Annotated in this window: 21 protein-coding genes, 1 tRNA gene and 1 pseudogene; 10 read left to right on the forward strand and 13 right to left on the reverse strand. The window is 58.9% G+C overall.

The window, feature by feature from the left end:
• Window positions 1-6 precede the first annotated feature (6 nt).
• From nuoF to rpsO, 12 genes are all read right to left on the reverse strand, one after another.
• A complete protein-coding gene (nuoF, locus tag ACSQ3D_RS00110; protein WP_436125525.1) occupies window positions 7-1362 on the reverse strand; it encodes an NADH-quinone oxidoreductase subunit NuoF in 1356 nt (451 codons plus the stop codon).
• Window positions 1359-1895: an NADH-quinone oxidoreductase subunit NuoE gene (nuoE, locus tag ACSQ3D_RS00115; protein WP_056421021.1), complete on the reverse strand. Its 537-nt coding sequence runs from the start codon at window positions 1893-1895 to the stop codon at window positions 1359-1361. The genes nuoF and nuoE overlap by 4 nt, the downstream gene beginning before the upstream one ends.
• Window positions 1892-3145: an NADH-quinone oxidoreductase subunit D gene (locus tag ACSQ3D_RS00120; protein ID WP_056421019.1), complete on the reverse strand. Its 1254-nt coding sequence runs from the start codon at window positions 3143-3145 to the stop codon at window positions 1892-1894. Before ACSQ3D_RS00120 ends, nuoE begins: the two co-directional genes overlap by 4 nt.
• Before the next feature lie 27 nt (window positions 3146-3172).
• Window positions 3173-3781, reverse strand: coding sequence for an NADH-quinone oxidoreductase subunit C (locus ACSQ3D_RS00125; protein ID WP_436126153.1), 609 nt, complete (start codon window positions 3779-3781; stop codon window positions 3173-3175).
• A gap of 10 nt (window positions 3782-3791) precedes the next feature.
• Window positions 3792-4271, reverse strand: a complete 480-nt coding sequence (locus ACSQ3D_RS00130; protein ID WP_007849129.1) for a NuoB/complex I 20 kDa subunit family protein — start codon at window positions 4269-4271, stop codon at window positions 3792-3794.
• A 30-nt stretch (window positions 4272-4301) separates the two neighbouring features.
• A complete protein-coding gene (locus ACSQ3D_RS00135; protein WP_055393226.1) occupies window positions 4302-4661 on the reverse strand; it encodes an NADH-quinone oxidoreductase subunit A in 360 nt (119 codons plus the stop codon).
• A gap of 74 nt (window positions 4662-4735) precedes the next feature.
• Window positions 4736-4820 (reverse strand) — tRNA-Leu (locus tag ACSQ3D_RS00140).
• Window positions 4821-4934: 114 nt separating this feature from the next.
• Window positions 4935-5312: a preprotein translocase subunit SecG gene (gene secG, locus ACSQ3D_RS00145; RefSeq protein ID WP_436125526.1), complete on the reverse strand. Its 378-nt coding sequence runs from the start codon at window positions 5310-5312 to the stop codon at window positions 4935-4937.
• Between the two features lie 42 nt (window positions 5313-5354).
• Window positions 5355-6113 carry a triose-phosphate isomerase gene (tpiA, locus tag ACSQ3D_RS00150; protein WP_436125527.1) on the reverse strand — a complete coding sequence of 253 codons (759 nt, stop codon included), beginning with the start codon at window positions 6111-6113 and terminating at the stop codon, window positions 5355-5357.
• 2 nt (window positions 6114-6115) lie between these two features.
• Window positions 6116-7102, reverse strand: a complete 987-nt coding sequence (locus ACSQ3D_RS00155) for an NAD(P)H-quinone oxidoreductase (RefSeq protein WP_436126154.1) — start codon at window positions 7100-7102, stop codon at window positions 6116-6118.
• 107 nt (window positions 7103-7209) lie between these two features.
• Entirely contained in the window at window positions 7210-9471 is a 2262-nt protein-coding gene (gene pnp, locus ACSQ3D_RS00160; protein WP_436125528.1) for a polyribonucleotide nucleotidyltransferase, read from the reverse strand.
• Window positions 9472-9686: 215 nt separating this feature from the next.
• The gene (rpsO, locus tag ACSQ3D_RS00165; RefSeq protein ID WP_005793232.1) at window positions 9687-9953 is read right to left on the reverse strand and encodes a 30S ribosomal protein S15; all 267 of its coding nucleotides are present in this window, start codon (window positions 9951-9953) and stop codon (window positions 9687-9689) included.
• Window positions 9954-10748: 795 nt separating this feature from the next.
• On the opposite strand from rpsO, the gene ACSQ3D_RS00170 reads away from it, so the two are divergent.
• The 10 genes and pseudogenes from ACSQ3D_RS00170 (at window position 10749) to ACSQ3D_RS00215 (ending at window position 22801) form a co-directional block, all read left to right on the forward strand.
• Window positions 10749-11342 carry a GspH/FimT family pseudopilin gene (locus ACSQ3D_RS00170; RefSeq protein ID WP_436125529.1) on the forward strand — a complete coding sequence of 198 codons (594 nt, stop codon included), beginning with the start codon at window positions 10749-10751 and terminating at the stop codon, window positions 11340-11342.
• A 50-nt stretch (window positions 11343-11392) separates the two neighbouring features.
• A complete protein-coding gene (locus ACSQ3D_RS00175; RefSeq protein ID WP_396502805.1) occupies window positions 11393-11890 on the forward strand; it encodes a Tfp pilus assembly protein FimT/FimU in 498 nt (165 codons plus the stop codon).
• Window positions 11878-12516 carry a type IV pilus modification protein PilV gene (gene pilV / locus ACSQ3D_RS00180; protein ID WP_436125530.1) on the forward strand — a complete coding sequence of 213 codons (639 nt, stop codon included), beginning with the start codon at window positions 11878-11880 and terminating at the stop codon, window positions 12514-12516. The genes ACSQ3D_RS00175 and pilV overlap by 13 nt, the downstream gene beginning before the upstream one ends.
• Window positions 12517-12526: 10 nt before the next feature.
• Window positions 12527-13426 (forward strand): PilW family protein, encoded by a 900-nt coding sequence (locus ACSQ3D_RS00185; protein WP_396502807.1) that lies wholly within the window; start codon window positions 12527-12529, stop codon window positions 13424-13426.
• A 30-nt stretch (window positions 13427-13456) separates the two neighbouring features.
• Window positions 13457-14272, forward strand: a complete 816-nt coding sequence (locus tag ACSQ3D_RS00190) for a pilus assembly PilX family protein (protein WP_396502808.1) — start codon at window positions 13457-13459, stop codon at window positions 14270-14272.
• 208 nt (window positions 14273-14480) lie between these two features.
• Entirely contained in the window at window positions 14481-17921 is a 3441-nt protein-coding gene (locus ACSQ3D_RS00195; protein WP_436125531.1) for a pilus assembly protein, read from the forward strand.
• Window positions 17922-17939: 18 nt separating this feature from the next.
• A complete protein-coding gene (locus ACSQ3D_RS00200) occupies window positions 17940-18383 on the forward strand; it encodes a type IV pilin protein (RefSeq protein WP_436126155.1) in 444 nt (147 codons plus the stop codon).
• A gap of 157 nt (window positions 18384-18540) precedes the next feature.
• Window positions 18541-19221 (forward strand): annotated as a pseudogene (locus ACSQ3D_RS00205) (RibD family protein); the annotation flags it as partial.
• A 311-nt stretch (window positions 19222-19532) separates the two neighbouring features.
• Window positions 19533-20735 carry an ammonium transporter gene (locus tag ACSQ3D_RS00210; protein ID WP_056420999.1) on the forward strand — a complete coding sequence of 401 codons (1203 nt, stop codon included), beginning with the start codon at window positions 19533-19535 and terminating at the stop codon, window positions 20733-20735.
• Window positions 20736-20884: 149 nt separating this feature from the next.
• A complete protein-coding gene (locus tag ACSQ3D_RS00215; protein WP_436125532.1) occupies window positions 20885-22801 on the forward strand; it encodes a phospholipase D family protein in 1917 nt (638 codons plus the stop codon).
• Between the two features lie 66 nt (window positions 22802-22867).
• Here the strand turns inward: ACSQ3D_RS00215 and ACSQ3D_RS00220 are convergent, their stop codons facing one another.
• Entirely contained in the window at window positions 22868-23821 is a 954-nt protein-coding gene (locus ACSQ3D_RS00220; protein ID WP_436125533.1) for a tRNA dihydrouridine synthase, read from the reverse strand.
• Between the last annotated feature and the right edge of the window lie 226 nt (window positions 23822-24047).

The raw sequence follows: 24047 nt of genomic DNA on the forward strand, positions 1-24047 counted from the left end.
TCGCGATCAGGCGGAGGTCGCGGCCTGGGAGGCGTTGTTCCGGATCAGTGCTTCAAACTCGGGACGGAAATGCTTGATCATGGCGCGCACCGGCATCGCGGCAGCGTCGCCCAGTGCGCAGATCGTGCGGCCCTGGATGTTGTCTGCCACCGAATTGAGCAGGTCCAGGTCGCCCGAGCGGCCCTGGTTGTGCTGGATGCGGTCGATCACGCGCCACATCCAGCCGGTGCCTTCGCGGCAGGGCGTGCACTGGCCGCAGGATTCGTGCGAATAGAAGTACGACAGGCGCAGCAGGCTTTCGACCATGCTGCGGGAGTCGTCCATCACGATCACGGCGCCCGAGCCCAGCATGGAGCCGGCCTTGGCGATGGAGTCGTAGTCCAGCGTGCATTCCATGATGATGGAAGCCGGCAGCACCGGGGAGGACGAGCCGCCCGGGATTACTGCCTTGAGCTGGCGGCCCTTGCGCACGCCACCGGCGAGCTCGAGCAGCTTGGCGAACGGCGTGCCCATGGGCACTTCGTAGTTGCCTGGTTTTTCCACATCGCCCGAGACCGAGAAGATCTTGGTGCCGCCGTTGTTGGGCTTGCCGCACTCGAGGTACGCAGCTCCGCCGTTGCGGATGATCCACGGCACGGCCGCGAATGTCTCGGTGTTGTTGATGGTGGTCGGCTTGCCGTACAGGCCGAAGCTGGCCGGGAACGGCGGCTTGAAGCGCGGCTGGCCCTTCTTGCCTTCCAGCGATTCGAGCAGCGCGGTCTCTTCGCCGCAGATGTAGGCGCCGAAACCGTGCGCTGCGTGCAGCTGGAAGCTGAAGTTGCTGCCCAGGATCTTGTCGCCCAGGTAGCCCGCTGCGCGTGCTTCTTCGAGCGCTTCTTCGAAGCGGTCGTAGGTCTGGAAGATTTCGCCGTGGATGTAGTTGTAGCCCACGGAGATGCCCATCGCGTAGGCCGCGATGATCATGCCTTCGATGACGATGTGCGGGTTGAACTGCAGGATGTCGCGGTCCTTGCAGGTGCCAGGCTCGCCTTCATCGGAGTTGCACACCAGGTACTTCTGGCCGGGGAACGAGCGGGGCATGAAGCTCCACTTGAGGCCGGTGGGAAAGCCCGCGCCGCCGCGACCGCGCAGGCCCGATTCCTTGACGGTGGCGATGACCTGGTCCTGCGTCAGCGGCTCGCCGCCGTCGATGCCCAGGATCTTTCGCAGCGCAGCGTAGCCGCCGCGCGCTTCGTAGTCCTTGATGCTCCAGTTCGTGCCGTCCAGGCCCGCATAGATCTGCGGGTTGATGTGGCGGTCGTGGAAGCAGGTCTGGACGCCGGTGGCCTGGAACTGCGAGAGGATGTGTGCGGCAGTGGTCATGCTTGCCCCTCTGCGGCCTTGAGCCCGTCGACCAGCTGGTCGAGCTTGTCGTTGTCCATGAAGCTGCACATGGTGCGGTCGTTGACCAGCATCACGGGCGCGTCGGCGCAGGCGCCCAGGCACTCGCACTGCTGCAGGGTGAACAGGCCGTCCGGCGTGGTCTCGCCCATGGTCACGCCGAGCTTCTTCTCGAGGTGGTGCAGCGCCTTCTGGCCGTCGCGCAGCTGGCAAGGCAGGTTGGTACAGACGTTGAGCTTGTACTTGCCCGTGGGCTGCTGGTTGTACATGTTGTAGAACGTGGTGACTTCATGCACCGCGATCTGGGCCATGCCCAGGTATTCGGCGATCACGGCCTCGCTCTCGACGCTGACCCAGCCCTGCTCCTGCTGCACGATGGACAGGCAGGCCATCACGGCGGACTGCGCCTGCTCGGGCGGGTACTTGGCCACTTCGCGCGCAAAACGGGCGCGCGTCGCCTCGGTGATGGCGGTGGTGCCCGCCGTGGGGTTCTTCGATTCGGTCGTACTACTCATCGGTCAATCTCCCCGAACACGATATCCATGGTGCCGATGATGGCCACGGCGTCGGCGATCATGTGGCCGCGGGCCATTTCGTCGAGCGTGGCCAGGTGGGCAAAACCCGGCGCGCGGATCTTCAGGCGGTAGGGCTTGTTGGCGCCATCGCTCACGAGATAGATGCCGAACTCGCCCTTGGGATGCTCGACGGCGGCGTAAGCCTCGCCCTCGGGCACATGGAAACCTTCGGTGAACAGCTTGAAGTGGTGGATCAGCTCTTCCATGTTGGACTTCATGGACTCGCGCGACGGTGCAGCCACCTTGTGGTTGTCGGTGATCACCGGGCCGGGATTGGCACGCAGCCAGTCCACGCACTGCTTGATGATGCGGTTGGACTCGCGCATCTCCTGCACGCGCACGAGGTAGCGGTCGTAACAATCGCCCGTCTTGCCCACCGGCACGTCGAAGTCCATGCGGTCGTAGACGTCGTAGGGTTGCGTCTTGCGCAGGTCCCAGGCAATGCCTGAGCCCCGCAGCATGGGGCCGGTCATGCCCAGGTTCAGCGCGCGCTCCGGGGGCACCACGCCGATGCCGACGGTGCGCTGCTTCCAGATGCGGTTGTCGGTCAGCAGGGTTTCGTACTCATCCACACAGGCGGGGAAGCGCTGCGTGAAGTCGTCGATGAAGTCGAGCATGGAACCTTGGCGGTTCTTGTTCATGGCCTCCAGGGCCTTGGCGTTCTTGATCTTGCTGACCTTGTACTGCGGCATGGAATCCGGCAGGTCGCGGTACACGCCGCCCGGACGGAAGTACGCCGCGTGCATGCGCGCGCCGGAGACGGCTTCGTACATGTCGAACAGGTCTTCACGCTCGCGGAAGGTGTAGATCAGGATGGTGGAGCTGCCGCAATCGTTGCCGTGCGAGCCGAGCCACATCAGGTGGTTCAGCAGGCGGGTGATTTCGGAGAACATCACACGGATGTACTGCGCGCGGATGGGCACTTCCAGGCCCATCAGCTTCTCGATGGCCAGGCAGTAGGCGTGCTCGTTGCACATCATCGAGACGTAGTCCAGCCGGTCCATGTAGGGCAGCGACTGGATGTAGGTCTTGTGCTCGGCGAGCTTTTCGGTCGCGCGGTGCAGCAGGCCGATGTGGGGGTCGGCGCGCTGCACGACTTCGCCGTCGAGCTCGAGCACCAGCCGCAGCACGCCGTGTGCTGCCGGGTGCTGCGGACCAAAGTTCAGGGAGTAGTTCTTGATTTCAGCCATGGTGGGTCACGTGGGGCGCAGGGCGCCTTAGTGCAGGCCTCCGTACTTGTCTTCGCGGATGATGCGCGGCGTGATTTCACGCGGCTCGATCGACACGGGCTCGTACACCACGCGGCGCTGCTCGGTGTCATAGCGCATCTCGACGTGGCCCGACAGCGGGAAGTCCTTGCGGAAAGGATGGCCGATGAAGCCGTAGTCCGTCAGGATGCGGCGCAGATCGTTGTGGCCGTCGAACACGATGCCGAACAGATCGAACGCTTCGCGCTCGTACCAGTTGGCAGAGCTCCAGAGGTCGGACACGGACGCCACCACCGGAAAATCGTCGTCCGCGCAGAACACCTTCACGCGCACGCGCTGGTTCAGGCTGACGGACAGCAGGTGCGACACCACGCAATAGCGCGCGCCTTCATGCAACTGGTCGGCGTAGGAGGAGTAGTCCACCCCGCACAGATCCACCAGTTGTTCGAAACGGCAACCTTCGGCATCGCGCAGGACGCGCATTGCTTCGAGGTAGTCGGCCGCAGCGACCACCACGGTCACTTCGTCCAGGGCGATCGAGATCTGGCGCACCTTGGAGCCCAGGGCCGCGGCGATGTGGTCCTTGAGTTTTTCAGGCCGAATGGCAACAGAAGTCATCATCAACCCTTCAGACACGAGCAATGGTGTTGGTGCGGCGGATCTTCTGCTGCAGCTGGATGATGCCGTAGATCAGCGCTTCCGCCGTGGGCGGGCAACCCGGCACGTAGACATCCACAGGCACGATGCGGTCGCAGCCACGCACCACGGAATAGCTGTAGTGGTAGTAGCCGCCGCCGTTGGCGCAAGACCCCATGGAGAGCACCCAGCGGGGCTCGGACATCTGGTCGTACACCTTGCGCAGAGCCGGTGCCATCTTGTTGCACAGCGTACCCGCCACGATCATCAGGTCGGACTGGCGCGGGCTGGCACGGAACACCTCGGCGCCGAAGCGGCCGATGTCGTAGCGCGCTGCCGCCGCATGCATCATCTCCACCGCACAGCAGGCCAGGCCAAATGTCATGGGCCACAGGGAGCCCGTCTTGGCCCAATTCACCACGGAGTCATAGCTCGTGGTGATGAAGCCTTCCTTCATCACGCCTTCAATCATTGCATCATCCTTGCTTGCAGCCGAAGCCACTCATTCCCAATCCAGGGCGCCCTTTTTCCATTCGTAGGCAAAACCCACGACAAGGATGGCCAGGAATATCACGACCGCCACGAAACCAGCGATGCCCACCTCGTGCAAGGTGACGGCCCACGGGAAGAGAAAGGCGATTTCGAGATCGAACAGAATGAACAAGATGGCCACGAGGTAGTAGCGCACATCGAACTTCATGCGCGCGTCCTCGAAGGCCTCAAAGCCGCATTCGTAGGGGGAGTTTTTTGCGGCATCCGGGCGATTGGGGCCCAGTATGTAGCCTAGTACCAAGGGGACAACGCCAACGGCGATGCCAACCAAGATGAACAAAAGGACGGGGAGGTACTGATCGAGGTTCATCTTGAGGATGTGCTCACCGCTGTGGCCTGGCCCGACATGTCCCTTGCCAGGACATGTCGGGGAGGCCTTTGTTTTGGTGCCGTCGGCGAGACTCGAACTCGCACAGCTTTCGCCACTACCCCCTCAAGATAGCGTGTCTACCAATTTCACCACGACGGCTGATGTGTGCATCTGGATGGCATGAGGAACCTTGCGGTTTTGGCTTTCCAGACAATCTGGGATTCTACTCCGGAAAAACCCTGCTTCGGCTTCGCCGAACCAATTTAGCGCAGATTATTTGGTCGGAATCTGGGCAGCGCCCGATGCCGGAACAGCAGGCGCCACGGCAGCACCCGGCGCCGACGCGGCGGGCGTGGAGCCGGCAGGAACTGCTGCAGCCGGGGTCTCCAGCACGCTGCCCGCACCGGCAGGACGTGCATTGCCGAAGTAGGCCAGCGCCAGCGTTGCCACGAAGAACACCGCCGCCAGCACCGCCGTGCTGCGCGACAGGAAGTTGGCACTGCCGCTGGCCCCGAACAGGCTGCCCGACGTACCGCTGCCGAAGGCAGCACCCATGTCGGCACCCTTGCCGTGCTGGACCAGCACCAGTCCGATCATCCCCAGCGCCGACAGCATCTGCACCGCCAAAACCACATTCACGATCACGTTCATTCTCTGTTCACTCCTGATTGAATAGCTCTTGGGACCACCACCTCAACGGGCGGCGGCAATGATTTGTAGAAAGTCGGGGGCCTTCAGGGATGCGCCACCGACCAGCCCGCCATCGATGTCGGGCTGAGACAGCAGCTGCGCCGCGTTGGCGGCATTCATGCTGCCGCCGTACAGCAGGCGGATGCGGTCGGCGTGCTCGCTGGCCGCGGCCAACTGGCCCCGCAGCACTGCATGCACCGCCTGCGCCTGCTCGGGCGAGGCCGTGCGGCCCGTACCGATGGCCCACACCGGCTCGTAGGCCACCACCACTTCACTGATGCAGTGGCCATTGAGATGGATCACGGCAGCGAGCTGGCGCTTGACCACCGACTCGGTCTGGCCCGCTTCGCGCTCCTGCAGGGTTTCACCCACGCAGATGATGGGGGTCACACCCGCCGCCAGTGCACGCTGGGCTTTTTCTGCCACCACCACGTCGGTTTCCCCGTGGTATTGGCGGCGTTCGGAGTGCCCCACCAGGGCATACCGCACGCCAAACTCCTTGAGCATGGCCACCGACACCTCACCAGTGAAAGCACCCGCCTCATGCTGCGACACGTCCTGCGACGCCACAGCCACCCCAGACCCGAAAGTGAGCGACTGCACCTGCGCCAGATAAGGCGCAGGCACTGCCACCGCCACATCGCACGCCGCACCACCGCCATCACCCAGGCCCGCCATGATGGCCTTGAGCAGAGCTTCGTTGGCTGCCAGGCCGCCGTTCATCTTCCAGTTGCCGGCGATGAGTTTCTTCTTGCTGTTCATGATCACCACGTCAAAACGATCTTGCCAATGTGCTGGTTCGACTCCATCAGCGCATGCGCATCGGCCGCACGGGCCGCTTCGAACGTGCTGTGGATGACCGGCCGCACCTTGCCTTGCGCCAGCAAAGGCCACACGCGCTCGCGCAGCGCTTGCGCAATGGCGCCCTTGAAAGCCACGGACCGCGGGCGCAGCGTGGAGCCGGTGATGGTCAGGCGGCGGCGCAGGACCAAACCCGCGTTGAAACCACTCTTCACCCCACCCTGCACAGCGATGATGACGATGCGGCCATCCTCTGCCAGGCACTCCACTTCGCGCGCCACGTAGTCGCCAGCCACCATGTCGAGCACTACGTCGACACCTTTGCCATCGGTGATGCGCTGAGCCTCCGCCACGAAGTCCTGGGACTTGTAGTTGATGGCATGGTGCGCACCCAACTCCAGGCAGGCTGCGCACTTGCTGTCGCTGCCCGCCGTCGCGATCACAGTCGCACCGAACGCACGGCCCAGTTGCACCGCGGTCACGCCGATGCCGCTGGTGCCGCCCTGCACGAGCAGACTCTCGCCCGCCTGCAGCCGCCCCCGGTCGAAGACATTGCTCCAGACAGTGAAGAAGGTTTCAGGCAGCGAGGCCGCCTCGACATCGCTGAACCCTTCGGGCACCGGCAAACACTGCACTACGGGCGCCACGCACCATTGCGCATAACCGCCACCGGCGACCAGCGCACACACGCGGTCACCGACACGGATGCCGGCCGCCGCCATGGCGGCGGCATCACCCGACTCCACCACACCAGCCACTTCCAGACCGGGCAGGTCTGACGTGCCCGGCGGCGGGGCATAGTGCCCCATGCGCTGCAGCACATCCGGGCGGTTGATGCCGCTGGCGGCCACCCGGATCAGCAGTTCACCCGGCCCGGGCTGCGGCACAGGCCGCTCGCCCAGACGCAGCACCTCCGGCCCACCAAAAGCGGAGATCTCCACAGCGTGCATAGTGCGGCTCATCGGACAATGAAGGTATGAGTGATTTTGGCCGCTACCGCTTGATCAACAAGCGGCAGCAGCTACAAAATCAATAGCAAATAGACCCGTCAGCCGGATCAGCCCACCACCTGCTCGGACGCACCGTCCGAAGCCAGGGATTGCTGTTGCTGCTGTTGCTGCTGCTGTTGGTCAGCCGATGGGCGGCCACCGTCGCCACGACCATGGTCGCGGCGGGGTTCGCGGTCACCACGCTCTGCAGGTGCAGGACGATCACTGCCACCGGCAGGACGGTCCGACAACACCTTCATCGACAGCTTGATGCGGCCCTTTTCATCGGTTTCCATGACCTTGACCTTCACGATCTGGCCTTCGGTCAGATAGTCGGACACCTTCTCGACGCGCTCGTGCGCGATCTGGCTGATGTGCAGCAGGCCATCCTTGCCAGGCAGCAGGTTGATCAGCGCGCCGAAGTCCAGGATCTTCGTCACGGGGCCTTCGTAGATCTTGCCGATCTCGACTTCGGCCGTGATCTGCTCGATGCGCTTCTTGGCAACGTCGGCCTTCGCGGCGTCGGTCGCGGCGATGGTGATCGTGCCGTCTTCCTCGATGTTGATCTGGCAGCCGGTTTCCTCGGTCAGCGCACGGATCACCGCACCGCCCTTGCCGATCACGTCACGGATCTTCTCGGGGTTGATCTTCATCGTGTAGAGCTTGGGCGCGAAGTTGGACACCTCGGTCTTGGCTTCACCCATGGCTTCCTGCATCTTGCCCAGGATGTGCATGCGCGCTTCCTTGGCCTGTGCCAATGCGACCTGCATGATTTCCTTGGTGATGCCCTGGATCTTGATGTCCATCTGCAGCGCGGTGATGCCGCTGGTGGTGCCGGCCACCTTGAAGTCCATGTCGCCCAGGTGATCTTCGTCACCCAGGATGTCGGTCAGCACGGCGAAACGGTTGTCTTCCTTGATCAGGCCCATGGCGATACCGGCCACATGGGCCTTCATCGGAACGCCGGCGTCCATCATCGACAGGCAGCCGCCGCAGACCGACGCCATGGACGAAGAACCGTTGGACTCGGTGATTTCCGACACCACGCGGATCGTGTAGGGAAACTCTTCCTTGGTCGGCAGCACGGCGACCAGCGCGCGCTTGGCCAGACGGCCGTGGCCCACTTCGCGGCGCTTGGTGGAGCCCATGCGGCCCACTTCGCCCGTGGCAAAGGGAGGCATGTTGTAGTGGAACATGAAGCGGTCTTCGAACTCGCCAGCCAGCGCGTCGATGCGCTGCGCGTCACGTTCGGTGCCCAGCGTGGAAATCACCAGCGCCTGGGTTTCGCCACGCGTGAACAGTGCCGAACCGTGGGTGCGGGGCAGCACGGAATTGCGGATTTCGATGGGGCGCACGGTGCGCGTATCGCGGCCGTCGATGCGGGGCTCGCCGGCCAGGATCTGGCTGCGCACGATCTTGGCTTCGATGTCGAACAGCAGGCCTTCGACCTTCACGGCGTCGAATTCAGCGCCTTCGGCCTTCAGCGACGACAGCACGGAAGCGGTGGCTTCACGCAGGGCGTGCGTGCGGGCTTGCTTGCTGCGGATCTGGTAGGCAGCGCGCAGCTTTTCTTCGGCCAGTTGCGAGACCTTGGCGATGAAGGGCTCGTCCTTGGCGGGCGGTTGCCAGTCCCACACGGGCTTGCCGGCTTCGCGCACCAGTTCATGGATGGCGTTGATGGCAGCTTTGCCTTGCTCGTGGCCGAACACCACGGCGCCCAGCATCACGTCTTCGGGCAGTTGCTGCGCTTCGGACTCGACCATCAGCACGGCCGCTTCGGTACCGGCGACGACCAGGTCCATCTGCGAGTTCTTGCGGGCGGTCTGGCCGGGGTTCAGCACGTATTCGCCGTTGATGTAGCCCACGCGCGCGGCGCCGATGGGGCCATTGAACGGCAGGCCGGAGATCGACAGAGCGGCGCTCACGGCGATCATGGCGGCGATGTCCGCGTCCACTTCAGGGTTCAGCGAAATGGTGTGGATGACCACATGCACGTCGTTGTGGAAGCCTTCGGGGAACAGCGGGCGGATCGGGCGGTCGATGAGGCGGCTGGTCAGCGTTTCGAGTTCGCTGGGCTTTGCTTCACGCTTGAAGAAGCTGCCGGGGATCTTGCCTGCGGCGTATGTCTTCTCGATGTAGTCGACGGTCAGCGGGAAGAAATCCTGGCCGGCCTTGGCGATCTTGGAGCCCACCACGGTGGCCAGCACCACGGTGTCGTCGATGTTGACCAGCACGGCACCGGAGGCCTGGCGTGCGATTTCACCCGTTTCCATGACGACGGTCTTGTCGCCCCACTGGAAGGACTTGGTCACTTTGTTGAAGATGGTCATGATGACTCCTTTTGCTTCGGTTTATGTAGCTGGCTACGCAGAGCCAGCAAGGGCCGGAGGCAATTCAGAACACGATGCCATTCCAGGGAGCCTGTCACCCGCAACCGGTGCGTCAGGATCCGTGGAATGACACAGCTTCGCTCTGTTTTGCGTCTCCGAAGTAAAAAACGCCTGAGCTAGCGTGCTAACCCAGGCGTTTTGACATGCGAATGCGCTTACTTGCGCAGACCCAGCTTGGCGATCAAAGCCGTGTAACGGTCAGCGTCCTTGGCCTTCAGGTAGTCCAGCAGCTTGCGGCGGCGGCTCACCATGCGCAGCAGGCCGCGGCGACCGTGGTGGTCCTTGGCGTGCGTCTTGAAGTGAGGGGTCAGTTCGTTGATGCGAGCGGTCAGCAGGGCCACTTGCACTTCTGGGCTACCGGTGTCGTTGGCAGCGCGGGCGTTGGCCTTGACGACTTCGGCCTTGATGGAGGATGCGATCATTGGATTTCCTTGGATTGGACCTGCAGGGGACTGCGGGCCGTGGTTTTTACTTGCGCCGACGGCTGGAACGGCCAGCGGCGTGCGTCTTGCACCGTGCAAAACTTGACGAGTATAACGCATGCTCAACGCACTCACAATGGCCATTCCAGAAGACACCAACGATCCAAATCTTCACCGCAGAAAAAACACGTAACAAGATCACAACAAGCACAAAGCATTTTTTGAACGCAACTGAAAAATACAAAAAAAGCCGATTTCTCCGCAGAATCCGGTGACGCCGCCACCCTTCAAGCACATGTCTTCAAAAAAATATCGTTTTCTTATTGTGCTAGCACTGACAGCATCATCATTGAGCGCAACGGCACCCCAGGCCAAGAGCAAATCCAAGGCCTCAACCCCGGCCCACGCCATCGAAAAGCACGCAAAAGCATCAAGACAAACATCTTCGTCAGAGGAAAGTGCCGCGGAACGTGATCGCAGGCTACATAGAGAATGCAAGGGGATGCCCAACGCTGGCGCGTGCCTCGGATATGGCAGGCCGTAAAGCGCAAAAAGAGACGCCTTCAATGCCACCCAGCAGTTCCAACCCTGCCAATCGGGTCTCCAGCACGATCTATTCAACAAAGAATAGGGCGCACCCTGCAAGCAATCTAACGCCCTGATCTCAAGAGCCCACAGCCCTCTCGGCAGCCCACACCCTCGACCACAACGCCGAGCTTAACCGGCCGTCATCCAAGCGATACCATTCATCCCCGCATCATCGCATGCAGCTTTCAGTAGCAATACGATACTTAGATGCGCGCCATTTCCCAATCAAAACCCACTCGCCTTCGAGGCTTCACTGCCATCGAACTGCTGGTCACCATGGCCATCATTGCCGTGCTTGCAGCGCTGGCGGCTCCTAGCTTCACACCAATCATCGAACGCTGGCGAATTCGCAACGCCTCCGAAAATATAGTAACCGCATTATATTTCGCACGCTCTGAAGCGATCAGACTCGGAGGTAACGTCGTGATCATTAAGAATGCAAATGATGGTAATTGCACCTCCACAGGCAATACCGATTGGAGCTGCGGCTGGAAGGTATTCTATGATGTCAACAACAATGGCATTCAAGATACCTGCAACACGGCAAGCACCCCCAATGAATGCGATATAAAAACCGGAACTATTCCAGCGCAAACCAGCATTACACTAAGCGGCAGCACGGGAATAATCTCAATAAACCGCTGGGGCATGCTGGCCAATTCCATCAACTCAACGACTCCTGCAGCCATGGATTTCCTAGCAACTCCTGCCGGCAAAAACTCTACAGCACCCAGCGCAGTTCGCATATGCGCGGGAATCGGAGGAAAAATCGCGCAAAAGGCGGGCAACAGCGCATGTTAAGGCTGTCGCGGCATTTATGCAAAGGAGTCACGTATATCGAGACGGTCGGCGTGGTCGTTGTCATTAGTTTACTGGCATCACTGGCGATACCGAAATTCACAGCCATCAATGACCGATGGCGAGTTCGCGATACAACCGAAGCAATGATTTCTACTCTTTATTTCGCACGCTCCGAAGCATTGAAACGCGGCACAAAAATAGTCATCCAGAAATCGCCCAACAATCCAGGGAGATGCCGTTTGGCCAGCAATAATCAGGAGTGGGGATGCGGCTGGTTTGTCTTTATCGACAGCGATAAAAATGGAAAATACAAAATTGGCGAAGAAATTTTGCGTACAGTGAGCACTCCTATCAACACGGATGTAATTCACAACTCAGGAGGCGCAGCCATTAGCGTAGATCACAACGGAAAGATGGATGGGCTAAATGCAAAAGGCTTCACTATCTCGCCAGCATCCACAGGCATATCGTCACCAGCTACTCGAGGCATATGCATGGCGGCGGGTGGCAGAATCAAAGTAATCGAGGATATTCCATGCACCCCTTAAAAATCAAACGCCATCACTACAATCAGGATGGGTTTAGCCTGATAGAAGCCTTGGTTGCAATAGTTGTGATGACTCTGGGTATTCTGGGCATTCTAGGCGTACAAATGCGTACCCTAGCAGATACGCAGGCCGGGGTCCGACGAGCTCAAGCCATTCGCTTCATAGAAGATTTGAGCGAACGGTTGGAAAACAGCCCCGATGCACTTAACAATCTGAGCAACTACGAAATCGCATTTACCGATGCATTACCCACAGATACAAGCGAGTGCTGCACCAGTGCGGCTTGCATCCCAGCAGATCTAGCTGCATGCGATATTAGACATTGGCGTCTTCGAATAGATCGAGCACTACCAGGGGCACAAGTAGCAGTATTTGCACCACAAGGTGGATCCCGACAGCTTGGTGTGGTCGTCGGCTGGAATGAAAATCGTTACAATCAAAATGGGCAAAGCTTTAGTACGAGCGACCTATCTGCATTGAATGCACCGCTTGCGATTTCAGGCACAGACACAACCGGTGCAACCGTAAGCTGCCCCAACAATTTCACCTGTCATATTCAATATATTCAGCCGACGCAACGCTGCACTCCAGATATTACTTCTGGCAGCCTGCTCTGCCCTAATTGAGTAGCGATTTATGAAACACCTTCCCGTTCGTCGCATAGTCACTGCATCAATTGGTCGCCAAAATGGCGTAACTCTGGTGGAACTCATGGTCGGCATTGCTGTCGGCCTGTTGGTTGTCGCAGTAGCCCTTGGTGCACTTATGGCATCGCGTGGCGTTTCAGGCACTGTGTCGGAGTCCACCGCGTTAGCACAGCAAGCGTCCTATGCATTTCGCGTCATTGGGCAGCAAGTCCGTCAGGCGGGCAGTTTGGAACTAAGCCTTACCCCTTCCATTGCTCCAATTGCATCCGACGCACTCCGATCAATGACGCCGGTTGCTTTTGACCCACCAGACCCCACCGGATTGCGCCCCCCTTTTTCGCGCGCTTCACGCACCGTGGTGGGAGACAGTGATCCGAGCTTTACATTGGGATATCAAAATTACACCGAACAGATAACCCCTCCAGCACCAGCATCCACTCCTGTCTCATCGTCTCTCTTAAGAGATTGCTTAGGACAAAATCCTGCGACGGCAGCTAGCGGAAGCGTTGTGGCCACCCCGGTTTTGAGCAGTAAGTTCCAGAGAAATAACAGCACAAATGAACTTGTCTGCATTGGCGCAAGCGGCGTAGGCCAGCCCATTATAGGAAATGTCACCGACATGCAAATCAGATATCTTCAGCAGGCACCTCTCACCACGAATTTACAGTATATGGGAGCATCTGCGGTGACGGCAAATGCCGCCAGCGATACAGGCGGATGGACTAATATTTACGCCGTTGAAGTATGCCTTGAACTCACAGGAACAGAATCATCCCCAACAGCGGGGGCAAATTACATAAACTGCAGCGGGACTTCTACGCCATACGGCGATCGAATCAGAATGATTTTTCGCAACGTTTATCAAATACGCAGCCAGAGCCAGATTTGATGCAGCTCAGCGACTGAGAAAGCACTTAACATGCTCACGAAATCCAACATGAAATCTTCGCAGGAAGCAAGCTCGCAACGAGGAATGGCATTGTATGTTGTCATTATTTTCGTTCTGCTATCGACGCTTTTAGCTCTTTGGGCTGCGCGTAGCGCATTGTTCAACGAAATTCTTGTCGGCAACGATGCAGACTACAGACGCACCTTCGAAGCTGCACAAGCCATGTTACAAGACGCGGAATTCGATATTCGAGGTGTTCAGCCCACAGGAGCGGCTTGCGCTCGGACAGGAGGAAATAGCGATATGTGCCGGCCTCCTCCAGCTCCTGCGATCCCAGCAAGCGGTGCAACACCAGCGGTACCTGCAACCCTCGGTGCAGACGTATATTTTGATTTCGAAACAAAAGATCTCGCCAATATGCTATCCGTGGTGCAAGGCTTGAGTACAGGAGGAACAAATTGCCATAAAGGAATATGCGCCAAGCGAGACGATCCACAAGATTTTTGGAATGACTCAACAAAGATGACTGCCATGATCGCGTCCAATACTGGCGCTCGATACGGCCAGTATACCGGCGCTAACGCCGCAGCAACTGCGAACCCTATTTTATCGGAGACGGGTGCTGGCAGAGGAGCGTGGTATTGGGTTGAAATACTTCCATATTTAGATCCTAACGTATCACTGCTATCAGGCATGCCTCCTGGCGCCAATGTGGAGCGTTTCGCGCCAATGCGCACAAAGCTATTCATCTACCGTATTACAGCGATAGCACGGGGCAACAAGCCCGGCAGCGAAGTTGTTCTTCAGTCGACATTGACACTGCAAGACTCCAACAACGCTAAGTAATACATTGACCTCCTCAATTTATACCTGGAGTTTGACCATGCGCAATATCCCTCAACCTCAACGCACAGTCATTGCGATCCTTATTGCATCAATTTGGGCGCCCGTAGCAGGTTGGGCTGCCCAAATTCCTTTGGTGCAGTACCCCGCAGGCACTGCTTACAAGGCCCCGGTGCCTAACGTTATCCTTACGGTAGACACATCAGGAAGTATGGCCACCGTTGACGCTGGACAAACGCAGAGTAGGCTTGCGAATGTTATAGATGGCCTCAATGGCACACTGATCAATACCACAAAGTATGATGGTCAGTTTAGGTTGGCATGGCAATCCTTTACATGCAACAACATTCCATCGAATGGTGGAAACTGTGGTGGCAAAAATGCAATGGGAAAGTTTGACACCACCCACAAAACAGACTTTCAAACTTGGGTTTCAAAACTTACCACAGGAACATCTTCCGGCACCACTAACACCCCGTCTCATATGGTGGTGTGGAACGCTGGCGAGTACCTCAAAACCACAGGCACAAGCAGCCCTTGGAATGCGACCCCTGGAACAAGCGATTCGAATCCGCTTGCCTGCCGTCGTGCTTATCACATTTTCTTGACAGATGGCGGCTGGAATTACAACGTGCCTAGAACTTACTACCCAGCCAACCCTCCTAGCAAAGTGGGCGCGGCTGACGGGTTTGCATTCAATACAAAGATACGAGCCACTGACCCCTTAGCGCAGAGCATACAAAATGCTGACGGAAAAGCAGTCACCTTCCCGGATGGGACTGCTTACTCTGCAACAGCAAATCAAACAAAAATTTACAGAGACGGTTTTGGAGCAAATACCATAATTAAGAATAATAGCGATAATATTAATTATGCATATCCCACATTAGCAGACATAGCATTTTATCACTGGGCGACCGATTTACAACCCACCATCAACAATAGCGTCAACTCAAAAATCAAAAAAACAGGACCAGAAACATATAATAATGGCAGTGGAGCCAGTGCCAAGACAGTGACCTTTGATGAATATTGGAACCCGAAGAACGACCCTGCAAACTGGCAGCACTTGGTTCAATATACGATCGGATACGGAACCACTGCAGCCACCTTGGCCAAGGTCAACGCAACCTCACCTCAATGGGCGGGAGGAGTTTTTTCAATGTATAACACTACCGGAACAGGAGTGGGATATGCAAGCTTGGCTACTGGTAATACAACTTGGGATGATGTCACCTCAGCTGCCGCGGACAACGACTATGACAGATACCGCCCTCAAGAAATGTGGCACATGGCAATCAATAGCCGAGGCAAATACTATCCTGTTACCGGTGATTTGACGGCAGTTTTTGCGGATATTTTCGACGACATTATTGTTGATACCACCGCACCAATTTCAGGCTTTACTTCTGCGTCCGGCTCCGTCAGCCGTGTAGGCACTCAATCTTTTCAGACCAACTATATTGCAGCAGATGATGGAAACTCAAATGACAACCGGTGGTATGGCTATGTGACATCGAGCTCTATTGATACTGCTGGCAATTTCACGCCCAATCCAGACTGGGGCCTTGTGACTGGAAGCACGACCAAGGGCCTATCCACTGCGGATAAGCTGGACACAGCCAATATCAACACCCGCCTAGTCCTTTCATACAAAATTGCATCCCCCGCTTCCACCGGCATTTCTTTTAAGTGGGCCAATCTGAGCACATCGGCTACGGCGGCATCTCAGCAAATGTGGCTAAATAATGGAACAGTTGGATCTGCTGCTTCAATTGCAGGTGACGGGAGAGGGCAAGATCGAGTTAATTTTATTCGTGGCGATCGCACTAAAGAAGCCAGCAACGTTAGCGCAACTAATGCCACCGCCAATTTCCGCAATCGAAAAAATCGCCAGGGTGATATTGTCAATTCCGCCATCTGGTATGTCGGCCCGCCAGCTAATGGGAATCCCAGCCTTTCCTATAACGCCTTTGCGTCAGCCAATCGAGGCCGTATGCCCATGTTGTATGTGGGTGGAAATGATGGGATGCTTCACGGATTTTCTGCCAAGGATGGCCAGGAGAAAATTGCATATGTGCCTCATGGCGTGGTGCAGAATATTTCATCCCTCACCAACACTACATATGATCACAGATACTACGTTGATGGATCCCCGGCATCAGGTGATGTTAATGTTGGAACAACCGCCGTTCCAGACTGGCGCACATATCTTGTTGGAACCTTGGGCGCCGGTGGCAGAGGTTTCTTTGTCTTAGATGTAACAAAGCCCGGACCTCTAGATCCATCGTCGTCTATACCCGCCCCGGCTACCAATTTCGCCGAAGCGAATGCAGCCGACTTGGTAGTCATGGATAAGACGGCGGCTCCTGTTACAGATGCGGTTCCACCAGCAAAGCCAGCAGACGCCAATGCTGAGGCCGATATCGGCCATATATTTGGATCACCGACAGTTGCAGAGAGTAATCAGCAATTGGCTCTGCAAATCGCTCGCACCAACGATGGCAGGTGGGCCTATATATCTGGCAATGGCTATAACAGCTCAAATGAACGCCCTGTATTAATAATCCAGTACCTCGATGGAGACAAAGCGCTCAGAAAGATCCCTGCCGCAGCTGTTGGCTCAGCGGAAGCAGTAGGGAATGGGCTGTCCGCACCTCAATTTCTGGATGTAAATGGCGATGGTTCACCTGACTTTGTTTATGCAGGTGATTTGCGTGGGAACATGTGGAAATTTGACATTTCCAACATTGATGCAACACAATGGGGTGTTGCATTTAACGGAAACCCACTCTTTACAGCAACGTATACATCCGGCGGCTCAACCAGTCGACAGCCAATTACGACAGCCCCCGTTCTTAGACCCAATCGCACGGTTGGCGGATTAATGATTGCATTTGGCACGGGTCAAAGCCTGACCGAATCGGATCGTAGCGATACTTCAGTACAAACCGTATATTCAATTTTGGATAATACTAGTTATTTGATTGAATCTACCGGAACGAACATTGGAAAGGTAAAGATCAAGACATCCAACCCAACTCCAGCCACAGTAAGTGATCGTAGTGTCTTGCAATCACAATCCGTGAACAATGGGACAGATAACATTTTGGCGAACACAGGGCTAGGAACAGCGGGTACAGGGGTCAGTACAGGTCGATCTTTTTGGACACTTAATACGCAAGAGGTCGCCTATGCATGCAAACCAACCAATACAGGGTGCACCGTGAAGATGGGATGGTACATGGATTTACCAGTCGCCGGCGAGCGTGTCACTTCCAGCTTCGCCTTCTACAATGGAGGCAATAATTTAGAAATTATTAGTGAAAAACCTGCTTCTGGGAGCGCCACAGCGAGCGGGCAAGAAGTTTGCGCACCACAACCCAGCGCAGCAAAAACATATCGTACAATCGTCAATATCGCGGCTGGTACACCAGCCCCACTTCCAATAATGGATGTAAATGGTGATGGGCTTTATGATAATGCAGACAAAAGCGGCAGCTTAAATTATGCCAGAATGTCGTCTTCCAGCAAAGAACTGCGTTTTACAACTGGCGCAAAACAGGTTCGCAAAGGCAATGACGGCCGAACGGATGCGCTGAAAATTTATCCACAGTTGCTTCTGCGTCCAGGCTGGCGTCAACTGAAGTAAAAACAAGTGAAAATTATTATGAAGAACAAATTATCACCATATAATTCACGAGGCTTTACGCTAATTGAATTGATGGTTACTGTAGCCATAGTTGGCGTGCTCTCGGCAATTGCCTATCCAAGCTACCAAGAATATGTTCGCCGTGGTCACCGTGCAGAAGCGCGTGCTGGCCTCCTTCAGGCGCAGCAGTGGCTTGAGCGAGCGGCAACAGCGACGGGCAGTTATCCCACCGCATCTTTGCCAACTGCGCTGACTTGGGCTTCTGACAGCAACAAGCGCTATGCTATTGCTATAGCAGCTAGTAACACGGCCACTGCCTATACGTTGACTGCAACGCCCAAAAATGGTCCTCAGGCTAGCGACAAGTGTGGCACCTATACTCTGAGCAGTACGGGGCTAAGGGGCGCCGCAAGTAAGACATCAGGCGACGCGGGCTATAATGTTGATTGCTGGGGCAAATAATACACTCTTAATAGGCAATTTATATCTCAAAGCAATTTGGGCGATTTTCCAAAAAATAGCAATAGGTCAATAGAAATCTATTTATCCTATGTAAAATCCCAAGTCTCGCTGCATCAAACATGCTTCAGAAAGAATTTACATTTCCGTGCGCAACGAATTTTCCGATCAAATGGTTCGCAATATTCCTTGGGTACGAATTAAGGTAGCGGCTTCGCTGGACGGAACGACCGCATTGGAAAATGGTGTCAGTCAGTGGATAACTTCGCCCGCCGCTCGCGCAGATGGACATGCTTGGCGTTCACGAGCTTGCGCTGTGTTAACGGGCATTGGCACTGTTCTAGATGACAACCCACGCCTCGACGTGCGGGAGATTGACACAGTGCGACAGCCACATGTGGTCGTTGTGGATAGCAGGCTGCTTACTCCTCTTGACGCAAATCTCTTCATTGAAGGCCGAAACTGCTACATCTACGCGGCAATTGAGAACACCGCCAAGCAGTTCGCCCTGGAAGCCAAAGGCATCCATGTCACCTATCTGCCCAACGCCGAAGGCAAGGTGGACTTGTCTGCCATGCTACAAGACCTGGCGCAAAAAGGCATCAATGAACTCCACATTGAGGCAGGCCACAAACTGAACGGATCCTTCATCCGTGAAGGTCTGGTTGATGAATTGCTGATCTATCTCGCACCTCGGTGGCTAGGTCTCGGTGCTCCCATGGCTGATTTCGGTCCGTTGGCTGCACTTGCTGATGGGCTTTACCTGGAATTCAGATCCGTAGATATGGTGGGCGCCGACCTGCGCATAGTTGCGTCGATAAAAGGACGTAATCACTTTTAGCACCTGGTAAGGTTAGCTGGACCAAAAGAACTCCGCTGCCCCAGCCATGCACAAATCGCTGCCGTAGCTTTAGACCATAGCTAAGCACTTCGCTAGCTAATATTGCAGTTGCACACACAGAGCCCCATGCGGATCGCGCCTCCACTCCTTGTACCGCGTAAGCAACATTAGGCGCGCTTTCCTAACTTCTCCGACCGAAATGGTGCAAATAATACACCATTTAGGCCTGCTTCTTGCTTTGATTTGGTGCGTTTCTGGTCGGCAGACTTGGAGACGCACCAAAGAAGATCAATTCAACGCAAGAGGAAGTTATGGAAGCACTCAAACAGGGCACGGACGCCTTGTTCATTCTCCTGGGCGCCATCATGGTGCTGGCCATGCATGCCGGATTTGCCTTTCTCGAACTGGGCACGGTCCGCAAGAAGAACCAGGTCAATGCGCTGGTCAAGATCCTGGTGGATTTCTCGGTGTCCACCGTGGTGTACTTCGTGGTGGGCTACAGCGTGGCTTACGGAACGCACTTCTTTGTGGGTGCGGAATCGCTGGTCCAGCAAAGCGGCTATTCACTGGTCAAATTCTTCTTCCTGCTGACTTTTGCCGCGGCCATTCCGGCCATCGTGTCGGGTGGCATTGCAGAACGCGCAAAATTCTGGCCTCAACTGATGGCAACGGCGGTGATCGTCGGCTTTGTGTACCCCTTTTTCGAAGGCATCGCCTGGAACCAGCACTTCGGGGTGCAGGCCTGGATCAAGGGCCTGACCGGTGAGGAATTCCATGACTTTGCAGGCTCCATCGTGGTGCATGCCATGGGCGGCTGGATCGCGCTGCCCGCGGTGATCCTGCTGGGCTCGCGCGCCAACCGGTACCGCAAGGACGGGGCGATCTCGGCGCACCCGCCGTCCAACATTCCGTTCCTGGCACTGGGGGCCTGGGTGCTGGTGGTGGGCTGGTTCGGGTTCAACGTGATGAGCGCGCAGACGGTGGACAAGCTTTCGGGCCTGGTCGCTGTGAACTCCCTGATGGCGATGGTGGGAGGTACGCTGGCCGCGTTGGTGTTGGGCAAGAACGACCCCGGCTTCGTGCACAACGGCCCGCTCGCCGGCCTGGTGGCCGTGTGCGCTGGCTCCGACCTGATGCACCCGCTGGGCGCTCTGGTGGTGGGCGCTGTGGCGGGTGCGATCTTTGTGCTGATGTTCACCCTCACGCAGAACAAGTGGAAGATCGACGATGTGCTGGGCGTGTGGCCTTTGCACGGCTTGTGCGGCACCTGGGGCGGGCTGGCCGCGGGCATCTTCGGCACCAAGGCGCTGGGGGGCCTGGGCGGCGTGAGCTTCTCGGCGCAGCTGATCGGCAGCACCCTGGGCGTGGTGTGGGCGCTGGTGGGCGGGTTCGTGGTGTACGGCATCCTGAAGAACACCGTGGGCCTGCGGCTCACCCAGGAAGAGGAGTTCGATGGTGCCGACCTGTCGGTCCACAAGATCAGTTCCACGCCCGATCGGGAAGTGAGCTGGTAATAGTACGGAGGGCGGTGACCGGCCTGGACGGCGGTCGGGCCGCTGAAGCCAGCAACGGCTGAACGCTTGTGTCTGCCGTCCGATGGCGATGGGTGGGTAGGCGCGGCGTCCGACAGGCACGGCACGCGGTGCGCGGTCACAATCGCGCCATGCCGCGCACGCACACAGCCCCCGCCTTTCTGACCGCCACCGCCCGCTATGGATGGCTGGCCCTCCTGGCCGTGCTGCTTGCCGGGGCCATCACGGGTTGCGCCGGTCTGCCCAAGGATGTGGACAGACCGGTCTCGAGCGCGCTGCCCTCTCCTGCGGGTACGGCACTGGGCCAGTTGGTGGACGAGCGGCGTGCCGCCTTGGGCGGCCGCCATCCTTCCGGGTTCCTGCTGCTCAGCGGCCCGCAGGCCGCCTACGGCAGCCGCCTGGCGCTGGTGGATGCCGCGCAGAAGACCCTGGATCTGCAGTACTACGCGATCCATGCCGATGCGAGCAGCGAACGGCTGTTGCTCAGCGTGGTGTCCGCGGCCCAGCGCGGCGTGCGCGTGCGCGTGCTGCTCGACGATTTTCACAGCACTGGCCGCGATGCGCAGGTGATGCGCCTGGCATTCGTGCCGAACATCGAGATGCGCATGTTCAACCCGCTCACCGGCGCGCGGGGCTCACCCATCGGGCGCATGTTCAGCGTGATCGGCGATTTCTCGCGCGTGCAGCAGCGCATGCACAACAAGCTCTTCATTGCTGACAACGCCATGGGTGTGACCGGCGGGCGCAACCTGGGCGATGCGTATTTTGGCAATGCCGATTCGGGCAACTTCGTCGACCTGGACGTGCTGGCCGCGGGGCCCATCGTGCAGGACCTCTCGCGCAGCTTCGACAGCTACTGGAACAACGAGCGTGCCTACCCGGTGCAGTCCCTCATCACCCGCGAAGAGCTGGATGCACTGCGCGAACGCATGCGCACCACCGACGCGGCGCAGCAAGAGCGCATCAAGGGCCAGGGGGGCACGCTGGCGCCGGACAACCAGCCGGCCGCCGACGGACGCCGCGCCACCGCCACCCAGCGCGCGCGCATCTGGGACCAGCAGCCCATGGACCTCGCCCAGGCACAGTTCACCTGGGCGCCCGCGGCGGTGCTGGTGGACAAACCCGCCAAGATCCCGCCAGATGGCGCATCGACCCCCACGCTGCCAGAAAAGGCACCGGCAAAAGCCACGCCCCTATCCATCGCGACTGGGGGAGCGCCAGCGGTCACGGCACGGGCAGGCGCCTCGTCCGCAGCGCCTGCGCCGCCCTCGGCTTCGGCCACCGCACCGGCCAGCACGGCCTTCACAGCCCCCGCGCGCGATGCACCGCCGGCCGACCGCCCCGCGAGCGAGGGCGAGGGTGAACTGCGCGAGGCCCAGACCGACACCGTGGTGGACGGCCTGCTGCAGCTCATGGGGCAGACGAAGCGCGATCTGCTCATCATCTCGCCGTACTTCGTGCCAGGGCCCGACATGAAGCAGGCGTTTGCCGCAGCGCGTGCGCGCGGCGTGCGGGTGCGCGTGCTCACCAATTCGCTGGCCTCCAACGATGCGCCGATTGCCCACGCAGGCTACGCACGCCATCGCACCGAGCTGCTGGCCATGGGCGTGGAGCTGTACGAGATGCGCAGCGAGCTGCCCGGCGTGCTCAGCGGCTCTCTGGGCTCCACCGGCAGCAGCGGTGGCAAGGGCGGCAGCGCGGGCGGCTCGATGGGCAGCTCGCGCGCCATGCTGCATTCCAAGCTGCTCATCATGGACGGGCGCCTGCTGGCCATCGGCTCGATGAACCTTGACATCCGCTCGCAACGGCAGAACACCGAGATCGCACTGCTGATCCGCAGCGGCGATCTCTCGCGCCGGGCCACCGCGCAAATCGACAGCGCGCTGCGGGACGCTGCCTGGCATGTCGAACTGAACGACGGCCGCCTGGTGTGGCGCGCCCCCGAAGGCAGCGGGCTGCCCGACGCGACGTCGGAGCCGGACGCCAGTGCCCCGCTGCGCCTGATGCTGCAGTTGCTGGGACCGCTCGCCCCCGATCACCTGCTCTGACGCGCTCTGACGCGCTCTGACGCACCCGGCCGCACCCGGCCGCAACCAAAGCGGCGGTGCTTGCGCCTACGGCTGCTGGGCCGCCACCCAGGCCGTGATCGCGCGCTGGTCGGTCATCGTGCGCACGTGCTGGTAGGCCACCTCGGCCTCGGGAAAGCGCCGGCGCAGAAGGTTCAGCCATTGCTTGAGGCGCCCTGCCCGCTGGCGGGGCTCGAGGTCATCGCACACCAGCCGCCAGAACGCCGCTATGTGCGGCAACAGTTCCGCCCACGTGACGATGTCCGTGCCTGGCCGGCCTCCGTCGGCCGCACGAATGGCCCGGGCGAGCCCCGGGTCGGCCACGATGCCGCGGCCCAGCATGAGTGCACCGCAGCCCGACACCTCGCGGCAGCGCTGCGCGTCGGCCACCGTCCAGATCTCGCCATTGGCCACCACCGACACGCGCACCGAGGCGCGCAGCGCGGGGATGTGCTCCCAGTAGGCGGGCGGGCGGTAGCCGTCGGCCTTGGTGCGCGCGTGCACCACGATTTCACAGGCGCCACCGGCCTCCATGGCCTGGGCGCATTCGCGCATCAGGCCGGTGTCGTTGAAGCCCAGGCGCATCTTGGCCGACACCGGCAGCTGCGCCGGCACTGCGCGGCGCACGGCAGCGACCACGGCGACGATTCTTTCCGGGTCTTGCAGCAAGGCCGCACCACCGCCATGGCGGTTGACGACCTTGGCGGGGCAGCCGAAGTTCAGGTCGATCCCCTCCGGGCCCAGCGCCGCCAGGCGGGCGGCGTTCTCGGCCATGCTGACCGGGTCGGAGCCCAGCAACTGCGCGCGCACCGGCACCCCCGCCAGGGTGCGGCTGCCGTTGCGCAGCTCGGGCACGTAGCGCAGAAACACTTTGTCTGGCAGCAGCGTGCCCGTGATGCGGATGAATTCCGAGACGCAGCGGTCCACGCCGCCCACGCGGGTCAGCACGTCACGCAGCACAAAGTCGAGAAGCCCCTCCATCGGGGCCAGCAGCAAGGTCATCGCGGTTCGGTTCAGGGGGCCTCGCCGGCCGCCGCCCGTGGCATGCACGGAATGCGAACGGCAAGGCGTTCAGCCAGACTATGAAATAAAAAGGGCTCTACCGCTTATTAGACGGTCGCTAGCATCTATAAAAAATATAGCAATCGCACATCCAGCGGTTTCTGCGGCCATTAAGGCAATCACGGCAGCCCGCCATTGTGCGGCACGGGGTCATCACAGCGTCATC

The sequence above is a fragment of the Acidovorax sp. LjRoot117 genome (assembly GCF_964252695.1).
In the GTDB taxonomy this organism is placed as follows: domain Bacteria; phylum Pseudomonadota; class Gammaproteobacteria; order Burkholderiales; family Burkholderiaceae_C; genus Acidovorax.

Coding starts and splice junctions, on each gene's coding strand:
- secG (WP_436125526.1), bottom strand. CDS start 5,312: ATGAACGTGATCGTGAATGTGGTTTTGGCGGTGCAGATGCTGTCGGCG.
- ACSQ3D_RS00190 (WP_396502808.1), top strand. CDS start 13,457: ATGCTCACGAAATCCAACATGAAATCTTCGCAGGAAGCAAGCTCGCAA.
- ACSQ3D_RS00215 (WP_436125532.1), top strand. CDS start 20,885: ATGCCGCGCACGCACACAGCCCCCGCCTTTCTGACCGCCACCGCCCGC.
- ACSQ3D_RS00185 (WP_396502807.1), top strand. CDS start 12,527: ATGAAACACCTTCCCGTTCGTCGCATAGTCACTGCATCAATTGGTCGC.
- ACSQ3D_RS00220 (WP_436125533.1), bottom strand. CDS start 23,821: ATGACCTTGCTGCTGGCCCCGATGGAGGGGCTTCTCGACTTTGTGCTG.
- ACSQ3D_RS00130 (WP_007849129.1), bottom strand. CDS start 4,271: ATGATTGAAGGCGTGATGAAGGAAGGCTTCATCACCACGAGCTATGAC.
- ACSQ3D_RS00200 (WP_436126155.1), top strand. CDS start 17,940: ATGAAGAACAAATTATCACCATATAATTCACGAGGCTTTACGCTAATT.
- ACSQ3D_RS00210 (WP_056420999.1), top strand. CDS start 19,533: ATGGAAGCACTCAAACAGGGCACGGACGCCTTGTTCATTCTCCTGGGC.
- ACSQ3D_RS00120 (WP_056421019.1), bottom strand. CDS start 3,145: ATGGCTGAAATCAAGAACTACTCCCTGAACTTTGGTCCGCAGCACCCG.
- nuoE (WP_056421021.1), bottom strand. CDS start 1,895: ATGAGTAGTACGACCGAATCGAAGAACCCCACGGCGGGCACCACCGCC.
- tpiA (WP_436125527.1), bottom strand. CDS start 6,113: ATGAACAGCAAGAAGAAACTCATCGCCGGCAACTGGAAGATGAACGGC.
- pilV (WP_436125530.1), top strand. CDS start 11,878: ATGCACCCCTTAAAAATCAAACGCCATCACTACAATCAGGATGGGTTT.
- rpsO (WP_005793232.1), bottom strand. CDS start 9,953: ATGATCGCATCCTCCATCAAGGCCGAAGTCGTCAAGGCCAACGCCCGC.
- nuoF (WP_436125525.1), bottom strand. CDS start 1,362: ATGACCACTGCCGCACACATCCTCTCGCAGTTCCAGGCCACCGGCGTC.
- ACSQ3D_RS00135 (WP_055393226.1), bottom strand. CDS start 4,661: ATGAACCTCGATCAGTACCTCCCCGTCCTTTTGTTCATCTTGGTTGGC.
- ACSQ3D_RS00195 (WP_436125531.1), top strand. CDS start 14,481: ATGGCCACCGTTGACGCTGGACAAACGCAGAGTAGGCTTGCGAATGTT.
- ACSQ3D_RS00155 (WP_436126154.1), bottom strand. CDS start 7,102: ATGCACGCTGTGGAGATCTCCGCTTTTGGTGGGCCGGAGGTGCTGCGT.
- ACSQ3D_RS00125 (WP_436126153.1), bottom strand. CDS start 3,781: ATGACTTCTGTTGCCATTCGGCCTGAAAAACTCAAGGACCACATCGCC.
- ACSQ3D_RS00170 (WP_436125529.1), top strand. CDS start 10,749: ATGCGCGCCATTTCCCAATCAAAACCCACTCGCCTTCGAGGCTTCACT.
- pnp (WP_436125528.1), bottom strand. CDS start 9,471: ATGACCATCTTCAACAAAGTGACCAAGTCCTTCCAGTGGGGCGACAAG.